General features: G+C 61.8%; 19 protein-coding genes. 8 read left to right on the top strand and 11 right to left on the bottom strand.

Annotation, left to right across the window (positions count from 1 at the left end; all coding sequences use genetic code 11):
- Nucleotides 1-67: 67 nt before the first annotated feature.
- Together moaB and glp are read left to right on the top strand one after the other, a co-directional pair.
- Complete coding sequence (moaB, locus tag BT125_RS14685; protein WP_072407995.1) at nt 68-607, top strand: molybdenum cofactor biosynthesis protein B; 540 nt, start codon at nt 68-70, stop codon at nt 605-607.
- Nucleotides 608-629: 22 nt separating this feature from the next.
- A complete protein-coding gene (gene glp, locus BT125_RS14680) occupies nt 630-1,817 on the top strand; it encodes a molybdopterin molybdotransferase MoeA (RefSeq protein ID WP_170866838.1) in 1,188 nt (395 codons plus the stop codon).
- Nucleotides 1,818-1,875: 58 nt separating this feature from the next.
- Here the strand turns inward: glp and BT125_RS29670 are convergent, their stop codons facing one another.
- Complete coding sequence (locus BT125_RS29670) at nt 1,876-2,184, bottom strand: hypothetical protein (RefSeq protein ID WP_256573775.1); 309 nt, start codon at nt 2,182-2,184, stop codon at nt 1,876-1,878.
- A gap of 316 nt (nt 2,185-2,500) precedes the next feature.
- On the opposite strand from BT125_RS29670, the gene yegS reads away from it, so the two are divergent.
- Nucleotides 2,501-3,418 (top strand): lipid kinase YegS, encoded by a 918-nt coding sequence (gene yegS / locus BT125_RS14670; protein ID WP_072407989.1) that lies wholly within the window; start codon nt 2,501-2,503, stop codon nt 3,416-3,418.
- On the opposite strand, the gene BT125_RS14665 is transcribed toward yegS, so the two are convergent.
- The 3 genes from BT125_RS14665 to BT125_RS14655 form a co-directional block, all read right to left on the bottom strand.
- Nucleotides 3,402-4,061 (bottom strand): response regulator, encoded by a 660-nt coding sequence (locus tag BT125_RS14665; RefSeq protein ID WP_072407987.1) that lies wholly within the window; start codon nt 4,059-4,061, stop codon nt 3,402-3,404. The genes yegS and BT125_RS14665 overlap by 17 nt on opposite strands.
- On the bottom strand, nt 4,058-4,951 hold the full coding sequence (locus BT125_RS14660; RefSeq protein ID WP_072407985.1) for a sensor histidine kinase: 894 nt from the start codon (nt 4,949-4,951) through the stop codon (nt 4,058-4,060). The genes BT125_RS14665 and BT125_RS14660 overlap by 4 nt, the downstream gene beginning before the upstream one ends.
- A gap of 220 nt (nt 4,952-5,171) precedes the next feature.
- Complete coding sequence (locus tag BT125_RS14655) at nt 5,172-5,642, bottom strand: hypothetical protein (protein WP_072407983.1); 471 nt, start codon at nt 5,640-5,642, stop codon at nt 5,172-5,174.
- A 478-nt stretch (nt 5,643-6,120) separates the two neighbouring features.
- Here BT125_RS14655 and BT125_RS14645 point away from each other — a divergent pair, with 478 nt between their 5' ends.
- Nucleotides 6,121-7,044 (top strand): chemotaxis protein CheV, encoded by a 924-nt coding sequence (locus tag BT125_RS14645; protein WP_053120553.1) that lies wholly within the window; start codon nt 6,121-6,123, stop codon nt 7,042-7,044.
- Between the two features lie 71 nt (nt 7,045-7,115).
- Entirely contained in the window at nt 7,116-7,925 is an 810-nt protein-coding gene (locus BT125_RS14640) for an MOSC domain-containing protein (RefSeq protein ID WP_072407979.1), read from the top strand.
- A gap of 78 nt (nt 7,926-8,003) precedes the next feature.
- Here BT125_RS14640 and BT125_RS14635 read toward each other — a convergent pair whose 3' ends face one another.
- From BT125_RS14635 to BT125_RS14610, 6 genes are all read right to left on the bottom strand, one after another.
- Entirely contained in the window at nt 8,004-8,288 is a 285-nt protein-coding gene (locus BT125_RS14635; protein ID WP_003183665.1) for a pyrimidine/purine nucleoside phosphorylase, read from the bottom strand.
- A gap of 93 nt (nt 8,289-8,381) precedes the next feature.
- Nucleotides 8,382-8,924, bottom strand: a complete 543-nt coding sequence (locus BT125_RS14630; RefSeq protein WP_072407977.1) for a 3'-5' exonuclease — start codon at nt 8,922-8,924, stop codon at nt 8,382-8,384.
- 62 nt (nt 8,925-8,986) lie between these two features.
- Nucleotides 8,987-10,957: an acetyl/propionyl/methylcrotonyl-CoA carboxylase subunit alpha gene (locus BT125_RS14625; protein ID WP_072407975.1), complete on the bottom strand. Its 1,971-nt coding sequence runs from the start codon at nt 10,955-10,957 to the stop codon at nt 8,987-8,989.
- Between the two features lie 121 nt (nt 10,958-11,078).
- Complete coding sequence (gene atuD, locus BT125_RS14620) at nt 11,079-12,236, bottom strand: citronellyl-CoA dehydrogenase (RefSeq protein WP_072407973.1); 1,158 nt, start codon at nt 12,234-12,236, stop codon at nt 11,079-11,081.
- Nucleotides 12,237-12,277: 41 nt separating this feature from the next.
- A complete protein-coding gene (gene atuC / locus BT125_RS14615) occupies nt 12,278-13,894 on the bottom strand; it encodes a geranyl-CoA carboxylase subunit beta (protein WP_072407972.1) in 1,617 nt (538 codons plus the stop codon).
- Between the two features lie 161 nt (nt 13,895-14,055).
- A complete protein-coding gene (locus tag BT125_RS14610) occupies nt 14,056-15,870 on the bottom strand; it encodes an acyclic terpene utilization AtuA family protein (protein ID WP_072407970.1) in 1,815 nt (604 codons plus the stop codon).
- A gap of 180 nt (nt 15,871-16,050) precedes the next feature.
- Between BT125_RS14610 and BT125_RS14605 the strand changes: the two genes are divergently transcribed.
- The 3 genes from BT125_RS14605 to BT125_RS14595 all read left to right on the top strand — a co-directional run bounded on the left by BT125_RS14605 (nt 16,051) and on the right by BT125_RS14595 (nt 18,653).
- Nucleotides 16,051-16,677 (top strand): TetR/AcrR family transcriptional regulator, encoded by a 627-nt coding sequence (locus BT125_RS14605; RefSeq protein WP_072407968.1) that lies wholly within the window; start codon nt 16,051-16,053, stop codon nt 16,675-16,677.
- 115 nt (nt 16,678-16,792) lie between these two features.
- On the top strand, nt 16,793-17,569 hold the full coding sequence (locus BT125_RS14600) for a substrate-binding periplasmic protein (RefSeq protein ID WP_072408035.1): 777 nt from the start codon (nt 16,793-16,795) through the stop codon (nt 17,567-17,569).
- A 70-nt stretch (nt 17,570-17,639) separates the two neighbouring features.
- A complete protein-coding gene (locus BT125_RS14595) occupies nt 17,640-18,653 on the top strand; it encodes a GNAT family N-acetyltransferase (RefSeq protein WP_072407965.1) in 1,014 nt (337 codons plus the stop codon).
- 105 nt (nt 18,654-18,758) lie between these two features.
- Here the strand turns inward: BT125_RS14595 and BT125_RS14590 are convergent, their stop codons facing one another.
- Nucleotides 18,759-19,307, bottom strand: a complete 549-nt coding sequence (locus BT125_RS14590) for an RNA polymerase factor sigma-70 (protein WP_024619408.1) — start codon at nt 19,305-19,307, stop codon at nt 18,759-18,761.
- Between the last annotated feature and the right edge of the window lie 263 nt (nt 19,308-19,570).

The following is a 19,570-nucleotide window of genomic DNA, read 5'->3' as shown; positions in this document are numbered from 1 at the left end:
GCACGGGCGAAAAAATGAAGCGCTGTGATATAACACCGGGCTGTTTCCTCCACAACTGGACGAGCCTATGAAAGCCAAGGCTGATGTACCTTTCGTGCCGCTCAATATCGCGGTGCTGACAGTCAGTGACACCCGAACCCTTGAAACCGATACGTCCGGGCAGGTCTTCGTCGATCGGCTCACGGCGGCCGGCCACAATCTGGCGGCGCGGGTTCTGCTCAAAGATGATTTGTACAAGATCCGGGCGCAAGTCGCGACCTGGATTGCCGACGACGTGGTGCAAGTGGTGCTGATCACCGGCGGCACCGGCTTCACGGGGCGTGACAGCACGCCGGAGGCCGTCACGTGTCTGCTGGACAAGCAAGTCGATGGGTTTGGCGAGTTGTTCCGGCAAATATCAGTGGCCGACATCGGCACTTCCACTGTGCAGTCCCGGGCGCTGGCGGGCCTGGCCAATGGCACGCTGGTGTGTTGCCTGCCCGGGTCGACCAACGCGGTGCGTACCGGATGGGATGGGATCCTGGCCGAACAATTGGATGTGCGGCATCGTCCGTGCAACTTCGTGGCCCATTTGAAACAGGCAGCCCCTTGTGAATCCCGTGGGTAAACCGGGCAAGGCCGGCGCCTTGATGGCCGTTGAGGTGGCGTTGGAGCGGCTGCTCGAGATGGCGGCGGCGACGCCGATCGTTCAGCGTGAACATTTGCCTTTGGCCGCGGCGTCAGGGCGAGTGCTCGCCGAGGATCTGGTATCGACCCTTGATTTGCCGCCATGGCCCAACAGCGCCATGGATGGCTATGCCTTGCGGTTGGCGGACTGGAACGGCGAGCCGTTGGTGGTCAGCCAGCGGATTTTTGCCGGCCAGGCTCCGGCGCCGCTGGCCGTTGGTACCTGCGCGCGGATCTTCACGGGAGCGCCAGTCCCTGCCGGAGCCGATTGCGTCGAGATGCAGGAAAACGCCATGGTTGAAAGCGACCAGCGGGTGCGGTTTACCGAGCCCATGGTCAGTGGGCAGAACATTCGTCCCCAGGGACAGGAGACCACCGTTGGCGAGCAAGTCCTCTCCGCCGGGACTCGCCTGGGGCCGATCGAGCTGGGTTTGGCGGCATCTTTGGGCTGTGCATCACTGGATGTGGTGCGCAAGGCCCGAGTCGCCGTCCTGTCCACGGGAGATGAACTGGTCGAGCCCGGTCAGGCGTTGGGTCCTGGCCAGATCTATAACAGCAACCGCGTGCTGCTGTGTGGCTGGCTAAAGCGCATGGGCTGTGAGGTGGTTGACGCGGGTATCCTGCCCGACGATTTGTCGGCCACCCGTGAGCGCCTGGCACAGTTGTCGGATGTCGATCTGATCCTGTCCACCGGGGGGGTATCGGTGGGAGAGGCGGACTTCCTGGGTATCGCCTTGCGCGAGGACGGCGAGCTGGCGCTGTGGAAACTCGCCATCAAACCGGGTAAGCCGCTGACGTTCGGGCACTACCGTGGCGTGCCGGTCATAGGCCTGCCTGGAAACCCCGCTTCGACCCTCGTGACGTTCGCCCTGCTGGCAAGGCCTTACCTATTGAGACGCCAAGGCGTTCAGTCGGTGGCGCCGCTCAAGTTCAAGGTGCCGGCCGGTTTCGCCTGGCCAAAGGCGGGCAGTCGCCGAGAATACCTGCGAGGCCGTATGGAGAATGGTCGAGCGATTATCTACCAAAATCAGAGCTCAGGTGTCCTGCGCAGCGCGGCCTGGGCCGACGGGTTGGTCGAGGTGCTCGAAGGACAGACGCTGGTGGAGGGCGACGAAGTGGGCTTCATTCCCTTGAGCGAAGTCCTGGGCTAGCACCTGGCAGGTGTTCTCCGGCCCGAGTTGGACGCCCGGGCCTTTGCGCGCCTCACCTTTATCGCGTGAGCAGCATCACTAACTGATCGAATCGATTATTGGCAATCCAGCCCAGCAGACCGAGCACCACCGCCGCGGCGCCAGCCGAATAGGCCAGCCTGTGGCGGATCACCTTGACGTCGGTGCGTATTTCTTCCATGTCTTTGCGGATGTATTTGAGGTGGGTTTCCAGTTCAACGACGCGCGGTTCCAAATCAATTCCTCCAACGGGATTACTGCAACTTTTGCATTCGTTTCGAGTATCGGCCCGCCCGCTTCCGAAGGACGCGAGCTGCCCGGGCGACAGCTTGTATTCACGGTTATGCATGGGACGGTCCATCCCCTTGGCCATAACTGTTCGAGCGACTGTTCCGGCCCCTGCGGGCCGTGACGTATCCATCCATGGGAGAATGCTTCCTTGTGTGATGAGGGTTTAAATGATCCAGCAAAACATGAAGCCAAGGTGTCTTAATACCGCTAGAGGGTCAATTGAGCTGATTCGCCAGATCTTGTAAGAAAACTCTTCGAATCAGGCCGTGTCGATCAGGCGAGCAGTCCTGCTCTTCTAATAAATTGATGTCCACGGGGCTTTTTCGCTCGAATGAGCGGTCCCATGCCTGAACCTTCCAATGACGGAGAACACGATGAGCAAAGGCAAGGCGCTGTTGATTTTGCATGGCAAGCAAGCGCTCAACGAAGAGGTTCGCTCGGCAGTGATGCTCAAGCGCGAACAGGGCTGGGAGCTGGCGGTACGGTTGACCTGGGAAGCCGGTGATGCCCAGCGATGCGTCGATGAAGCCCTGGATGCCGGTTATACGCGACTGATCGCCGGCGGCGGTGATGGAACCTTGCGTGATATCGCCGAAGCGATCGTCCACAAGTCCAGCGATGCCAGCCTGGTACTGCTGCCGCTGGGCACGGCCAATGATTTCGCCCGGGCGGCTGGTGTTCCGTTGGAACCTGCGCAGGCCCTGGATCTATTGGACGTTGCGCCGCAGACCGTTGATGTGGGGGAGGTCAGTGGGCGGATTTTCCTGAACATGGCCACCGGCGGTTTTGGCAGCCAGGTGACGGCGAACACCTCCGAGGATCTCAAGAAGGTCTTGGGCGGCGCCGCCTACCTGTTCACGGGCCTGTCTCGATTCAGTGAACTGAGTACCGCCTATGGTGAGTTGCAGGGCCCCGATTTTTACTGGCAGGGCGATTTGCTCGCGCTGGGCATCGGTAATGGCCGGCAAGCGGGGGGAGGCCATGTGCTGTGCCCGCAAGCGTTGGCGGATGATGGCTTGCTGGATATCAGCATCCTGCCGGCGCCCCAGGAAGTGGTCAGTACGTTGAAGGACTTGCTCGCAGGCGGCCTGGGCATTGACAACATGTTTGTCCGTGCGCGCTTGCCATGGGTGGAAATCAAGGTCGCGCAAGGCCTGGACATCAATCTCGATGGCGAGCCGTTGCAGGTCGACACCCTGCGCTTCACTGTCCGCCCTAAGGCGCTTCGGCTACACCTGCCGTCGGATTCGCCGCTGTTGGGCGGCGCGACGGCGCTCAGTCATCCAGGCTGATGATTTGCTCACGCACCGCGAACAGCACAAGACCGGCCACGTCATGGATCTGCAAGCGCTTCATGACTTGCGCCCGGTGGGTTTCCACGGTCTTGACACTCAGGTTCAGCCCATTGGCAATTTCCCGAGTGGACTTGCCGCGTACGATCAGCCGCAGAATTTCCAGCTGGCGTGCCGTCAGGTTATGGGCCTGGGCAGGGTCTGGCTGATGTTTCTGGACGCGGGTCAGCGCCTGGTTGATCACCGTGTGGGCGATGGCCGGGCTCAGGTAGCGTTCGTCATTGCGCAGCGCTTGCAGGGCGTGTTTCAGCTCAGTGGCGGTGGTGTCCTTGAGCAGGTAGCCATGGGCGCCTGATTCCAGCGCCTGCATGATCAGCGCAGGATCCGTATGCATCGACAGGATCAGCACCTTGCTGTGGGGGCGCACCCGCTTGAGCTGTTGCAAGGCATCCAGGCCGCTGGTGTCCTTCATGGAAATATCCAGCAACACGATGTCGGGGTTCAGTCGTTCTACCAGCTCCACCAATTGTGTGCCGTCATTGGCTTCGCCGATCACGGCATAGTCTGGGATATCCATGACCAAGGCTCGTACGCCGGCCCTGATCAGGGAGTGGTCATCGACCAGGAGCAAATTACAAATCAAAGGAAAACCTTATTCTTACTGGCTCGTTCCAGGGCACGCGGTGCCCAGGGAAAGCGTGCTTCGATGTGCGTGCCTTTGCCGGCCTCGCTCACGACCTTGAGGGTGCCGCCCAATTGTTCGACCCGCTCGGACATGCCGGCCATGCCCCGTTGACCTTCGCGAGCGGGGTGGCTGGCCGGGACAAATCCCTGGCCGTCGTCGCTGATCAGCAGGGTCAGGCCGTCGGGCAGGCGTTGCAGGCGTACCAGCAGATTCGTCGCCCGGGCATGACGCAAGATGTTGGTGACCGCTTCCTGGGTGATCCGGAACACCGCGACCGACATCTCCTCCGGGATACCCGTCATGCGCTGCTGGCAATCGAGGCTCCACTTCACCGGGACGTTGGCCAGGGTCTTGAGCAGGTGCGCCCGCAAGCTGGCCTCAAGCCCGAGGCTGGCCAGTTCCCTGGGGTTGAGGATCGCCGATACGTCACGGACCTTGTTGAGGGTTTCGTCCAGGGTCTCGCACAGGAGCGCGCACTGACCTTGCAATTCCTCCGGCATCCGCCGCTTGAGCCATTCGCCTTGCAGTTTCGCCGCGGTCAGCAATTGGCCAATGTCGTCGTGCAATTCGCGGCTGAGCCGATGGCGCTCATTCTCCTGGACCTCGAGCAACCGGTCGGCCAACTCCTGGGGCTGGAACTTGATGGACTTGCGCGACAATCGATGGTGGATCCAGACACAGCTCAGGGCCGCGACATTCAAGGCCAGCAGGCCCAGCGGCACCGTGTGGGCGTACAGGTAGGTCAGCAGGCAGCCGAGGGCCGAGCACATGCACAATAATAATGTGAAGCGACGGGCGTTTTCTCGGGAGGGAGGCCAGGTGATGAATGACTTGAGGCTGGCGTGCATAGCGGATGGAGCCAATGAATGTTCGCTGCGGGCAGGCCGGTCAGCGCATCTGACAGGCCGGGTCGGGTAAACGTTTCAGGTCGAAGGCAGCTTCGGTTGGCAGCTACTACGGCGCTGCCTGGAAGTGACTGACGCGGGAGATAGTACCACTTCGCCTATCGTTGGTCGCGCTCGGCATGGTGCCGTGAAAGCACTGGGGAGCAGGCGCATTGCCATCGTATCAGGCTTGTTTCTGGGGATAAGACACCAACGCCAGCGGACGTGACGCGGCCAATGCCTGGTCGGGACTCTGGCCGACCTGGAAAGCGAATGCCTCGATCAAGGACGTTTGTTCGCTGTTGTCCAGGCTCAACTGGCCGGTGGTGTGATCGACCAGTTCCAATTGCCAGGCCATCAGGGTGAAGCAATCCTTCAAGGCATCCAGGGCCTGGTCATGCAATTCCATGTGGTTTTGCGCATGGCTGAGCAAGCCATGGATATGCAGGGAAAACTCCGAAACGGCTTCCAGCGCCAAGGCATTGGCCTTGTTTGCCAGTTTCAGCAAGGTGCTGAGCATGCAATCGATGGCGTCCTTGTCATTGTTGATCAATTGCAGATGGCTCAGGCATTCCTCCGACTTGGCCAGCAGTGTCTCGGCCTCGATCAGAAATTCGGGAAGACGTTGATTCCAGTTCCTACGATCGTTCGGCATGCTTATCTCCACAACATCATGTCAGGCGAAAGGAAACCGCGTATGGCGAACGGCTGGATCTCAAGGTCGACCGCGGACGGACGCGCGATGACACGCCCGTGCTGTTTAACGAAGGTGAATTCGTAAACGATTACACGGGTGGAATCGGCCGAAAGGCTGCAGGTCCGATGTCCTGTGGTCGCGTACAAAAGCCTGACTCCGTTCAGCAATGAGAATGGCGTCACATTAATGGCTATTGGATAACGGGAATATCAGGTTGGACCTGATTGTGCCTAGGGGAATCCCTTAGGCAGGGGAACTTAGTGCGCAAACCGAAGTCGCGCGGCGGGGTAAATGGCAGATGCAATCGTGAAGCCAGTAAAGCATGATGTTAATGTGATATCAATTCCCCGTGTGTATTTTATCCGGGGTCAAGATTCGGCTCGTGTGGCCGATATCGGTTTTATTGGATTCATCCGAACAAGCCCAGGAGTCATCGATGGCCGGCATTCTCGACACAGTAGATCAACGAACCCAACTGGTGGGTGAGAATCGCCTGGAAATTCTCATGTTTCGCCTGGCGGGTCGGCAGTTGTTTGCCATTAACGTGTTCAAGGTCCAGGAAGTCCTGCAACTGCCGAAGTTGACCCTGATGCCGCAACGCCACCCGTTCGTGTGCGGCGTGGTCAATCTGCGAGGCCAGACGCTGCCGGTGATCGACTTGTCCCAGGCCATTGGTATGCGTCCGCTGGTGCCGGGCGCCAACAGCACCATTATCGTGACCGAATACAACCGTTCGGTTCAGGCGTTCCTGGTGGGCGGCGTCGACCGCATCGTCAACATGAACTGGGAAGCCATCCTGCCACCGCCGACCAGCGCTGGTCGCGAGCACTACCTGACCGCCATCAGCAAGGTGGACGATCAGTTGGTGGAAATCATCGACGTGGAAAAAGTCCTGGCCGAAATCGTGCCGTACAACGCCAAGGTCTCCCGGGACAAACTCGAAGACCCGGTGCTGGAACGCGCCCGTGGCCGCGAAGTGCTGCTGGTGGACGACTCCAACGTTGCGCTCTCGCAGTTGCGCGACACCCTGGGTCAACTGGGTGTGAAAATGCACATCGCCAGCGACGGCCTGAAGGCCCTGAACATGCTCAAGGCCTGGGCCGATACCGGCGAGGTCATGACCGACAAACTGCTGATGATCTTCACCGATGCGGAAATGCCGGAAATGGATGGCTACCGCTTGACCACCGAGATCCGCAACGACCCGCGTTTGCGTGGGCTCTATGTCGTGTTGCACACCTCGCTGTCCGGTAGCTTCAACGATTCGATGGTCAAGAAGGTCGGTTGCGACAACTTCCTCTCCAAATTCCAGCCGGACAAGCTGGTCGACGTGGTGCGCCAGCGGCTGATGCTCGACTGAAACCAATGGTGGTTTGCTTCAATGGCCGGCTCGTATAAGGTGGCATTTTTTTGCCACCGGGGAAGTTGACCATGTTGCGGCTGAGCGCGCTGTATCGGTATCCGTTGAAGTCCGGCAAGGGTCAGCCCCTGCAGCAAATCGGCCTGGACAAGCTAGGGCTGGACGGTGATCGGCGTTGGATGCTGGTGGATGAGGGCACGGGACGGTTCCTGACCCAGCGCGCCGTGGCGAAGATGAGCCAGCTTTCTGCCTTGTGGAACGAGGCGGGTGGCCTGACGCTCAGCGCACCGGGCCATGGCGCCATCGACGTGCCGCTGCCACCCACCCAGCAAGAGCGACGGCGCGGCGTGATCATCTGGCGTGACACCTTGCGTGTGCCGGATGCCGGTGATGAGGCTGCGGCCTGGGTCAGCGAATTCATCGGTAACCCCACGCGGCTGGTGCATGTGCCGGTGGAACTGGCGCGCACCACCGCTGCCGGTTATGGCAAGGATGACGACAAGGTCGCCTTTGCCGATGGTTTCCCTCTGCTGCTGATTGGCCAGGCGTCATTGCAGGACCTGTCGAGTCGGGTCGGTCGCTCGCTGGAGATGTTGCGCTTTCGTCCCAACCTGGTGGTGGAGGGCAGCGAGGCGTTCGCCGAGGACGGTTGGAAACGTATTCGTATCGGCGAGGTGGAGTTCCGGCTGGTCAAGCCCTGCTCGCGTTGCATCATGACCACGGTCGATCCGCACACCGGCGAACGCGATCCGAATCGCGAACCCTTTGCCACGTTGCAGCAATACCGTTCGACGCCGGACGGCGCGATGTTCGGCCAGAACCTGGTCAATGACAGCGACGGTCGGCTTGAAGTCGGCATGCCGGTTGAAGTGCTCGAGTAAACAGAACCGTAAACAAAAATCTGTGGCGAGGGGATAAATCCCCTCGCCACAGATGAGCGGCGTATCTATGCCACAGAATCAGCCGCGGTATTCACACAGGTAAGCGGTGTCGACAGCCACTTTGAGTTGGAACTTGCTGTTGGCCGGTACATTGAACTGGCTGCCGGCCGCGAAGGTTTCCCAGTCGGTGCTGTCGGGCAGCTTCACGGTCAGGGCGCCGGAGACGACGTGCATGATTTCCCGTTGGGCCGTGCCGAATTCATATTCACCCGGTGCCATGACGCCGATGGTCGCGGGGCCTTCGGCAGTGCCAAAAGCGATCGACTTGACGGTGCCGTCGAAGTACTCGTTGACTTTAAACATGGGCGATTCCTCGAAAAAGGGGCTGAAAAAGGCCGGCCAGTATGCACAAGGCTGCAACATTCGTCATCTGCCGCGCCGGGAGGCGAGCGCCGCTCAACCCGGGAGCACCAGGGGCAACAACCGCGCGGTATTGCGGGCGTCTTCCAAGGCGCGGTGCTGTTGCCCGCAAAATTGCAGGCCGGCCAGTTGCAACGCGCCATTGAGCCCCAGCGGTCGTTCCAGCCGACGGGCCTTGGCGAAGCGTTGCTTGAGGTTCATGTGCGGCACCTGGGCGAGGACGCTGTGCAACTGCTGGCGCTGCCATTCCTGAAGCAGTTGCTTGCGGTCGTAGTCTCCCCAGCTGACCCAGCTTTCCAGCTTCGGATGATACGGCGCCAGCCAGCGCTCGAACGCCGGCCAGACCTCGGTCAAGGGCGCGGCGCCGTCGATATTGGCCTGGGTGATGTGGGTCAATTCGCGACAGAAAGGCGTGAGCAGCGGTCGTCTCAGGGGACGCACGAAGCGCTGGAAATGATCCACTTCGCGGCCGTCACGACTCACCAGCGTGGCGCCGATCTCGATAATTTCCATTTCGGTTACCGGCCAGCCACCTTCATCGGTGGTGGCCTCCAGATCAATCACCAGCCAGTGAGGCATTGCAGTGTTCCCGGTATCGGCGTGCTGATGGGTTTGAGCGTAGTCAAACCCCAGGGATCCGACTAGTGGGCTGTTTCAACACGCAACAAAAGCTGGCGTTTTCTCACCTGATCACCCGGTGTGACCTGCAATTGCCTGACCACCCCATCGATGCCTGCCTTGAGAGGGTGCTCCATTTTCATCGCTTCGAGCACCATCAGCAGTTGGCCTTGGCGGACCGGACTGCCTTCGCTGACCAGTACCTCGACAATGGCACCGTCCATGGGCGCCAGGAGCGCACTGGCACCGGCACTGGCTTTGCTGGCGACTGGGGCCAGGGTCCGGTCTTGCAGGTGCAGACCGCCGGGGCGGGTGGACAGCCAGAGATCCTGGCCATCGAGGCGCCAGGCATGGCGCTGGCGAATCCCGTCGATGACCAGCGTGGCGCCCTGCGCATCAACGTCGAGCAGCCTCAGTTCGATCAAGCGCCCGGCACTGTGGATGTTCAGTGTCCCGTCGGTTTCGGTTTCAAGGCTCAGCATCCAGTCGCGCTCCCCGACGCCGATCCGATACTGCAGCGCCGTGCCGATGCTGTTGCGCCATCCGCCCAGGCCGGGTGCATGCCGTGCCTGCGATGCCTGATAGAACGCCGCCGTGGCGATAGCCAGTTGTTCGGCCGAGGGCTCAACGGGCAGAAGCGCCGCATGATTGACAAAATATTGGCCGATGAAGCCGGTGCTGAAGTCGCCGTCGATGAACTGCGGATGCGCCAGCAAGCCGGCGAGCAAGCGCTGGTTGCTCTGGACCCCAAGCAGCACGCAATCCTCCACCGCTCGCAATAGGTTGCGGCGTGCTTCGTCGCGGGTGGCGCCGTGGACGATGAGTTTGCCCAGCATCGAATCGTAGAACGGCGTGATGGCTTGGCCCTGCAGCACGCCATGGTCGACTCGCACACCGTCGCGGATGGGGGGCTCCCAGCCAACCAAGCGCCCGCTCTGGGGCAGGAAATCCGCAGCTGGGTCTTCGGCGTACAACCGCACTTGCAAGGCATGACCGCTGAACGTCACCTGCTCCTGGCGCAGGGGCAGCGGCCTGCCAGCGGCGACGTCCAATTGCCAGGCCACCAGGTCCAGGCCGGTGATCAACTCGGTGACCGGGTGTTCGACCTGCAGGCGCGTGTTCATCTCCAAGAAGTAAAACCGACCGTCCGCCGCGAGCAGGAATTCCACGGTCCCGGCACCGACGTAATTCACTGCGCGTCCCGCCTTGAGTGCCGCCTCGCCCATGGCCCGGCGCAGGTCGGCGGTCATGACCGGGCAGGGCGCTTCCTCGATGATTTTCTGGTGGCGCCGCTGGATCGAGCAGTCCCGTTCACCCAGGTGGATCAACTGGCCGTGGTGGTCGCCGAAGATCTGCACTTCCACATGCTGCGGATCGATCAAGGCTTGTTCGAGGATCAACTCGTCGCTGCCGAAGCCGTGCAGGGCTTCCGAGCGTGCGCTGCGCAACTGCTCCAGCAGGTCCTCGGCGCGCTGGACCAGGCGCATGCCGCGGCCGCCGCCACCGGCACTGGCCTTGATCATCAGCGGGTAGCCGATGCGCCCGGCTTCGCGCTGCAGCGTGCCGTCGTCCTGGGCGGCGCCCTGGTAACCGGCGATGCAGGGAACACCGGCTTGGATCATGGCGATTTTTGCCCGGCGCTTGCTGCCCATCAACTCGATGGCCTCGGGGCTGGGGCCGATGAAAACCAGGCCGGCCTGCGCGCAGGCGTGGGCGAACCCCGCATTCTCCGAAAGGAAGCCGTAGCCGGGGTGGATCGCATCGGCGCCGCTGCGCCGGGCCGCCTCGAGAATGGCCAAGGGGTCGAGGTAGGACTGCTGCACCGGGGCCGGGCCGATCAGCACGGCTTCATCGGCCAGGCGCACGTGCAGCGCATCGGCGTCGGCCTCGCTGAACACAGCCACCGTGCGATAACCCAGGGCCTGGGCGGTGCGCTGGATGCGACAGGCGATTTCGCCGCGGTTGGCGATGAGGATTTTGCTGAAGGCGGGCATGGGGTCATTCCTGGGGAGTGGTGTTTGTTCGGGCCTCATCGCGAGCGAGCTCGCTCACACAGTGAACAGTGAAAATGTGGGAGCGAGCTTGCTCGCGATAGGGGCCTGTCAGGCAAACCGCTCATTTGTTCTTCCCCGGCAAAATGCCCATGAGCTTGCAGATGATGCCCAGCATGATTTCGTCCGCGCCGGCGCCGATGGACACCAGCCGTACGTCACGGTAGGCACGGGCCACCGGGTTGTCCCACATGAAGCCCATGCCGCCCCAGTATTGCAGGCAACTGTCGGTGGTTTCCCGGGCCAGGCGCCCGGCCTTGAGCTTGGCCATCGAGGCCAGTCGCGTGACATCCTGACCGAGGATGTATTGCTCGGTGGCCTGGTAGACCAGCGCCCGCAGACATTCGATTTCGCTGGCCAGTTCCGCCAGGCGGAAGTGGATCACCTGGTTGTCGATCAGGGGCGTGCCGAAGGTCTTGCGCTCCTTGCAGTACGCGATGGTGCTGTCGATGCAATGCTCCAGGCCCTTGAGCATGTTGGCCGCGCCGAACAGGCGTTCTTCCTGGAATTGCAGCATCTGCATCATGAACCCGGCACCTTCCTGGCCGATGCGATTGCGTTGTGGCACCCGCACATCGTCGAAGAACACCTGGGCGGTTTCCGAACTGCGCATGCCGAGTTTGTCCAGGTGCTGGCCGAGGCTGATGCCGGGGCTGCGCATCGGCACCATGATCAGCGATTTGTTGACGTGGGGCTTGTCGTCCGAGGTGTTGGCCAACAGGCAAATGAAATCAGCGCTCGGCGCATTGGTGATCCACATCTTGCTGCCGTTGATGACGTAGTCGTCGCCGTCCTTGCGCGCCGTGGTCTTGAGGCCGGCGACGTCGGAGCCGGCACCGACTTCCGAGACGCCGATGCAGCCCACCTGTTCGCCGCGAATGGCCGGGCGCAGGAACGCTTCACGCAACTCGTCGGAGCCGAAACGGGCCAGGGCCGGGGTGCACATGTCGGTCTGCACGCCGATAGACATCGGCACGCCGCCGCAATGAATCGTGCCGAATTCCTCGGCCGCGACGATCGAATAGCTGTAGTCCAGGCCCATGCCGCCGAAGGCCTGCGGCTTGGAAATACCCAGCAGGCCCAGCTCGCCGGCCTTGCGGAAAATCTCGTGGATAGGGAAACGCCCGGCCCGCTCCCATTCGTCGACGTAGGGATTGATGTCGTGGTCGACAAACTGGCGGACGGTGTGTCGCAGTGCTTCGTGTTCCTGGGTGAAGATCATTTTTATTGTTCTCCTGGATCATTATTCCCCTGGAGCTGCGCTCAGAAACGCGCCACGCCGAAGCTGTTGGCTTGCAAGGAGCGCTGCTCGGCCTCGTGACAGATGTCCAGCAGGTAGCCTAGCAATGTGCGGGTGTCACGCGGGTCGATGAGTCCGTCGTCCCACAGGTTGGCGCTGCCGTAGAGGGCGGTGGATTGGCTGTCGAATTTCTGCGCTGTGGTTTGCTCGAGCAGGTCCAGCATCTTCGGGTCGGAGCTCAGGCCGTTCTTGAGTTGCGTGGCCTCGGTGACCATCCGCAGGACCTTGCCGGCTTGGGTGCCGCCCATTACGGCGGTGTGGCTGTTGGGCCAGGCGAAGATGAAGCGCGGGTCAAGCCCGCGGCCGCACATGGCGTAGTTGCCGGCCCCATAGGAGCCGCCCACCACGACGGTCAGCTTGGGCACCCGGGTATTGGCCACGGCCTGGATCATCTTGGCGCCATGCTTGATCACCCCTTGTCGCTCCGACTCGGTGCCGACCATGAACCCGGTGGTGTTGTGCAAGAACAGCAACGGCGTGCGGCTCTGATCGCACAACTGGATGAATTGCGCGGCCTTGGCCGCGCCCTGTGGCGTGATGGGGCCGTTGTTGCCGATCAGGCCGCAGGCATGGCCGCGAATGTGCAGATGGCCGCAAATCGTCTGGGTGTCGAATTCGCTTTTGAAGGCCAGGAAATGCGAGCCGTCGGCGATGCGGGCGATGATTTCCCCCACGTCATAGGGCTTCTTCGGGTCGTCGGGCACCAGTCCCAATAATTCCTCGGCGGGGTAGAGCGGCTCCGTCCAGGTCCGTTCGGGCTGGGGCGGCAATTGTGCATTCCAGGGCAGCGAGTCGAGAATTTCCCGGGCCAGGCGTATGCCATCGGCGTCGTTCTCCGCCAGGTATTCGGCGGTGCCGGCCACCTGCACGTGCATCAGCGCACCGCCCAGTTCCTCCTCGCTGGCCACTTCGCCAGTCGCGGCCTTGAGCAACGGCGGCCCGGCCAGGAACAGCCGCGCCTTGTCGCGCACCACCACCACGTAATCCGACAAACCCGGCTGATAAGCGCCGCCGGCCGTGGCCGAGCCATGCACGACGGTGATCTGCGGCAGGCCCATGGCCGACATACGTGCCTGGTTGGCGAAGCTGCGCGCGCCTTCGACGAAAATCTGCGCAGCGTAATTGAGATTGGCGCCGCCACTTTCGGCGAGGGTGATGACCGGCAGTTTGTTTTCCATGGCGATCTGTTGCAGGCGCAGGGTCTTGTGCAAACCGCTGGGGGAAATGGTGCCGCCCTTGATCGCGCTGTTGTTGGCCACCACCAGCGCTCGCACCCCGGACACGTAGCCGATCCCGGCGATCAGGCCGCCGCCGGCCTGGCTGCCGTCCTTGTCGTCATGGAGTTTGTAGCCGGCCAGGCTCGCCAGCTCGACGAACGGTGCGCCAGGGTCCAGCAGCAGGTTCAGGCGCTGGCGTGGCAATAGTTGGCCGCGCTGGTCGAACTTGCCCTGGGCCTGGGCGGCTTTCGCCAGCATGGCCCGTTCGAGTTGGCGCAGTTGTTCGACACCGGCCAGCATCGCCGCGTGGTTGCGTGCGAAGTCAGCGCTGTGGGGATCCAGGTGCGATTCGATGACCGGCATGCAGACTCCTCATGTTGGAACGGATTGGCGCAAACTTTGGGGCAAGGTTGTGTAGGAGCTGCCGAAGGCTGCGATCTTTTGATCTTGATCTTTCGCTTGAGATCTAACTGTCTGGGACAACATCGCAGCCTCGTTGCACTCGTCAGCTCCTACGGGGTTGGTCATGCGTCAGGGTGGTGTGGGGATGAATTGACCTCCTCAGCAACGTGTTGCGGCACCGGTATCTGAATTTCCAACAACTGCTGGGCGAACGCCTTGCCTTGGGGGTCGATGCGCAGGCTGGCGACACCGCCGCCACCGAGGGCGTTTTCCAACAGGAAATTCAAACTGTGGGTGCCCGGCAGGTACCAACGTTCAACCCGGCCCAGCAGCGGGTCGAGCACGTGGCTCATCCAGTCGACCATCACCTCAGGGGTCAGCGCCTCGGCGATCCAGGGCAGGTACTCGGGGGCCCGAGCGATCACGCCAATGTTGCTGTGGTTGCCCTTGTCGCCGGAGCGCGCCACCGCCAGTTTGATCAGTGGCACGCTGGCGTCGGCCCGGCCCTGGGGTTTGGGCAGGGCCGGGGCGACCGGCAGATCGGTGGTATGCAGCGGTTCGAAAGCGGGCAGGGGGCAAGGGTGGCGCTGGCCGTCGAGTTCGATGTCGAGCCGGCAAGTGGTTTTGTCGATCAGGAACGAGAACAGGCGAATCAACGGCGACACCGTCGGCCGGCCACCGACCAGGCCGGTCAGTCCCGGCGCCATGCCAGTGGCGGCCTGGGCGATTTCCCTGGAAAACAGCACCAGGGGCTGTTTATCCGGGTGCCGTACCGCCAGCTTGATCACCACCTCACGGCTGTCCCGGCGCTGGCCGTGCTGGCCATAGGTGGCTTCGCTGCCCAGCAGTTCGACGTTCACCTCGCTGTAGGGCGCCCAGTCACGTTGGCGCAACAGCTGCGAGGTCTTGGCGATGATCGCCTGGCTGACCCGTTCGGCCTTGGCCACCGCATCGATGCCGGCGATCAGGCAGGTGGCGGTGCAGCGCCAGCCGTCCAGCCAGGTGGCGCAGACCTTGTACCGATCGCTGGGCGGCAGGCCCCTGGCCCCTTGGACGCGCACAGCATGCTTGCCCTGCTGAATCAACCTGACCTGGCTGAAATCGCAGATCACGTCGGGCAGCAGGTAGCCTTGCGGGTCGCCGATTTCGTAGAGCAACTGCTCGCCGACGGTCAGCGGCGTAACCAGCCCGCCGCTGCCTTCGGTCTTGGTGACAATGAACTGGCCATCGGCGCTGACTTCGACGATGGGAAAGCCGATGTGCTCGTAATCCGGCACTGCCTGCCAGTCGGTAAAGTTACCGCCCGTGCACTGGGCGCCACACTCGATGAGATGCCCCGCGAGCGCGGCCTGGGCCAATCTGTCGTAATCGTCCCAGGCCCAGCCGAACTCATGCACCAGAGCGGCGCTGACCACGGCACTGTCCACCACGCGGCCGGTGATCACCACATCGGCGCCCAGGCGCAGCGCCTCGACGATGCCGGGCGCGCCGAGGTAGGCGTTGATGGACACACACGCGGGAGGCAGGGGCTCGCCGCTGAACATCTCGCCGATGCCCTGGGCGGCGAGCCGTTCACGTTGCGGTTGCAGGTCATCGCCCAGCAGCACGGCAATCCTCAGTGCTACGCCGGCCTGATCGCAGGCTGCTTGCAAAGCCCTTGCACAGGCCTGGGGATTGACGCCGCCGGCGTTGCTGATAACGCGGATCCCATCGTTATGCAAACGCTGAAGCAGCGGGGTGAGGACCTCGATGAAGTCCGTGGCATAGCCGCTCGAAGCGTCTTTCAGGCGCGCCCCGGCCATGATCGACATCGTGACTTCGGCCAAATAGTCGAACACCAGGTAATCCAGCGCACCACCCTTGACCAATTGCGCCGCCGCCGTGCAGGTATCGCCCCAAAAGGCGCTGGCGCAACCGATTCGGATCGTTTTGGACATGGCGTTCCCTCCGGCAAAGGTGATTCGAGACTACCAAGCAAGCGCTTGGTTTGTAAACGACCGCCAGTTCTTCTGGCCGAGCGCTTGCTTGGCTGCTTCGCTCGGCTTAAATTGCCCGCGCCACCGATGGTTTGCTGTGCAGTGGCGGCGCGTTGGTTGATCGACTGTAGGAGAAAATGGGTGGACGAGCAAAAAGCCCAGGGCGTGATGCGTGAGCTGGTCGACAACGGGCAACTGACCGACCCGGACAGTGCGCGCGGCAAACTGCTCCAGACCGCCGCCCACCTGTTTCGCAACAAGGGCTTCGAGCGCACCACGGTACGCGACCTGGCCAGTGCCGTGGGCATCCAGTCGGGCAGCATCTTTCACCATTTCAAGAGCAAGGACGACATCCTGCGGGCGGTGATGGAAGAAACCATCCGCTACAACACCGCGTTGATGCGTGCGGCCCTGGCTGAAGCCGACAGCGTGCGCGAGCGGGTGCTAGCGCTGATTCGCTGCGAATTGCAGTCGATCATGGGCGGCACTGGCGAGGCGATGGCGGTGCTGGTCTATGAATGGCGTTCGCTCTCGCCGGACGGACAGCGGCATGTGCTGGCCCTGCGTGATACTTATGAAGACTTGTGGCTCGAGGTCCTGGGCCAGGCCAAGGAGGCCGGGTATATTCGCGGGGACGTGTCCATTACCCGACGGTTCCTCACGGGGGCGTTGTCCTGGACCACCACCTGGTTTCGCGCCGAAGGCAGCCTGAGCCTCGATGAGCTGGCCGAACAGGCCCTGATCCTGGTGCTTGAAGAAAAACAATAATCGAGCGGCGCTTTAAATGGTCGCATGGCTGGCTAAGCGGCTGAAACCGCCTAGCTTGATTGTAGTGATGGGGACTTTTGGGGAGTGGGTTATCTTGACGTTTTCGCCGATGGGGATGACCTCCCGTGTGCTGCTGGCCACTCTGGCCGTTTTCCTGGCGTTGCCGATCGAGGCGGCGCAACTGGTGCGGATCGGCGCGGCACATTTTCCACCCTATACCGTTCGTCCCGAGAACGGTGCCGACACCGGCCTGCTGCCGCAGATGGTGGAGGCCTTGAACCAGTCGCAAAGCGACTATCAGTTCGTCCTGGTGCCGACGTCGATCCCGCGCCGGTTCAATGATTTCAAGCAGGGCCGGGTGGACATGGCGATTTTCGAGAATCCCGAATGGGGTTGGCAGGATGTGCCGCACACGTCGGTGGACATGGGCCTGGAAGATGCGGAAGTCTTCGTCGCCCAGCGTCATCCGGAGCGCCAGGAAAGTTATTTCGCGGACCTCAGGGGCAAGCGCCTGGCGCTGTTCAGCGGTTATCACTACGCCTTTGCCGAATTCAACGCCGACCCCAAGTTCCTCACCGGGCAATACAACGCCACGCTGACGTATTCCCACGACAGCAATCTGCTGATGGTCTTGCGCGGGCGGGCGGATATCGCCCTGGTGACCCGTTCGTACCTCAACGATTACGTGTTGCGCAATCCCCAAGTCGGCCCGCAATTGCTGGTGTCTGAACGCATCGATCAGATTTACCACCATTACGCGCTGATCCGGCCACAGGCGCCCATTTCCAGTGAAGCGTTCGCACAGTTGCTGCAAACGCTGCGGGATAACGGTCAGATGCTGAAGATTTTCCAGCCCTATCAGATCCAACTGGTCTCCACGCATTCCCATTGAAGGCGACACTAAATTTCCCGTCCCGGCTCACGTCACAGGTTGACTACCGACGAATACGCGAGCCGCTCCCATGTCCAACCTCAACCACCCGACGACGCTGCCCTTGCCCGGTGGCCGTCGCCTCGGCGCCGATGAAACCGAACGCCACCTGAGCCTGATGCTCGAAGGCGCGCCGCTGATCCGGCTGCGCCTTGTGCGCGGTCCCGAGTTGCATGTGCATTTGCAGGAAATCAACGACCGCCCGGTGGGGCCGGCGCTGTGGGCGGCCTGCTATTGGCTGTTTGCCCGCGATCCCGAGTGTCGGCACCTGACCTGGCACCTCGGCGAGCGCCCCGGCGAAGCCTTGCTCAGCGGTTTATTGACGCTCACGGAGCGTGCCGGTGAATACCGTTGCGAGCGCACGATGTTCTGGCAATTGCCGCAGCCCTGGCTGGGGGAGTCGTTCAGCGGCAGTTACCCGCAACAGATGGTCATCACCGATGGCCGCCGCCATCCACGCCGGCCCATGAAGCCGCGTGGCGAGGTGTATCGACGTTTCGATGCGCGGCTGGGGGCCTGGGTGTCCTTGCGCACCCTGGAGATCGAGCAGGACTTGGAGCGTTTCAACCGCTGGCAGAACAGCCCGCGAGTGGCGAGCTTCTGGCAAGAGGAGGGCAGCCTGGAACAGCATCGCGAGTACCTGGACAAGCTGCAGGCCGATCCCCGGGTCTTGACACTGATCGGTTGTTTCGATGACCAGCCGTTCGCTTACTTCGAAGCCTATTGGGCCAAGGAGGATCGGATCGCGCCGTTCTATGAAGCCGACCACTATGATCGCGGCATCCACATGCTGGTGGGCGAAGAGCAGCACCGCGGGCCGCACAAGGTGGCGAGCTGGTTGTCGGCACTGGTGCATTATCTGTTCCTGGACGATCCGCGCACCCAGCGCGTGGTCGCCGAGCCCCGGGCCGACAATGCGCGGATGATCGGGCACCTGCACAACCAGTGCTTCCATTGTGAAAAGGAATTCGATTTCCCCCACAAGCGCGCGGCGCTGATGATCCTGGGGCGTGAGCGGTTCTTTGATCGGTGTGGGTTGATGTAAGGCCTTATGGCCTTATCGCGAGCAAGCTCGCTCCTACAGTTTCGTGGTCACTGAAGATCCACTGTGGGAGCGAGCTCGCGATAAGGCCGGCAAAACCACCGCCAGTTACCGCCGGGCGAACGTATCCCCCCTAACCCCCGACACCTTGCGGCAATGCACCAGGGCGTCGCGGATCATGAAGTTCACCAGGGTCGGCGAGACCCCCAATTCCTTGGCGATGTCTTTCTGTGGCACGCCGTGCAGGCGGTACATCTCAAAGGCATAGCGGGTGCGGCTGGGCAGTTCGGTCAGCGCGTCGGCGATGTGCTCCAGCGTGGAGAAGTTGATATGGGAGGTTTCTGGCGAAGCGCCCTGGATCACCACGTTCAACCCTTCCTCCTCCGGCCCCGAGTATTTCTGTTCCAGCGCCTGCTTGCGGTAGTGGTCGATCGCCAGGTTACGCACGATCTGGAACAGATAACTGAGCTGCGCCTTGAACGAGGAGGTGATCTGTGGTGCCGATTGCAGCCGGAAAAAGGCGTCCTGCACCACATCTTCCGCGCGGGACCGGCAACCGGTAATGCGCGCCGCGATCTTGACCAGGATCAGTCGGTTATCGACGAACGCCTGGAGTAACGGTGAGTCGCACCTGCTTGTGGATACTTGTTCCGTCATGGAATTCACCTTGCTGCAAAAAGTTAGCGGGACGTCCGGATGCCGGACCCGTCCTACACATCGAGCGCCAAATTAGGCTTAATGATAATGATTGTCAATTGAGAAGAAGAATTATTGATGCAATAAAGTCCAGCCTCGGCGCCGCGACCCATTGCCGCGGTGCCTGGCAGTTGGCTGCTTGACTGCAGGCCTCGGTGAGTCGCCTGCCCGACTAATTATTTGCCGCGGCTATCCGTTCCATGGGGGACAACTTGCAAGCCGAA

The sequence above is a fragment of the Pseudomonas sp. NFACC04-2 genome (genome assembly GCF_900119265.1).
In the GTDB taxonomy this organism is placed as follows: Bacteria; Pseudomonadota; Gammaproteobacteria; order Pseudomonadales; family Pseudomonadaceae; genus Aquipseudomonas; species Aquipseudomonas fluorescens_AA.
This window is presented reverse-complemented; position numbering and strand designations above follow the sequence as displayed.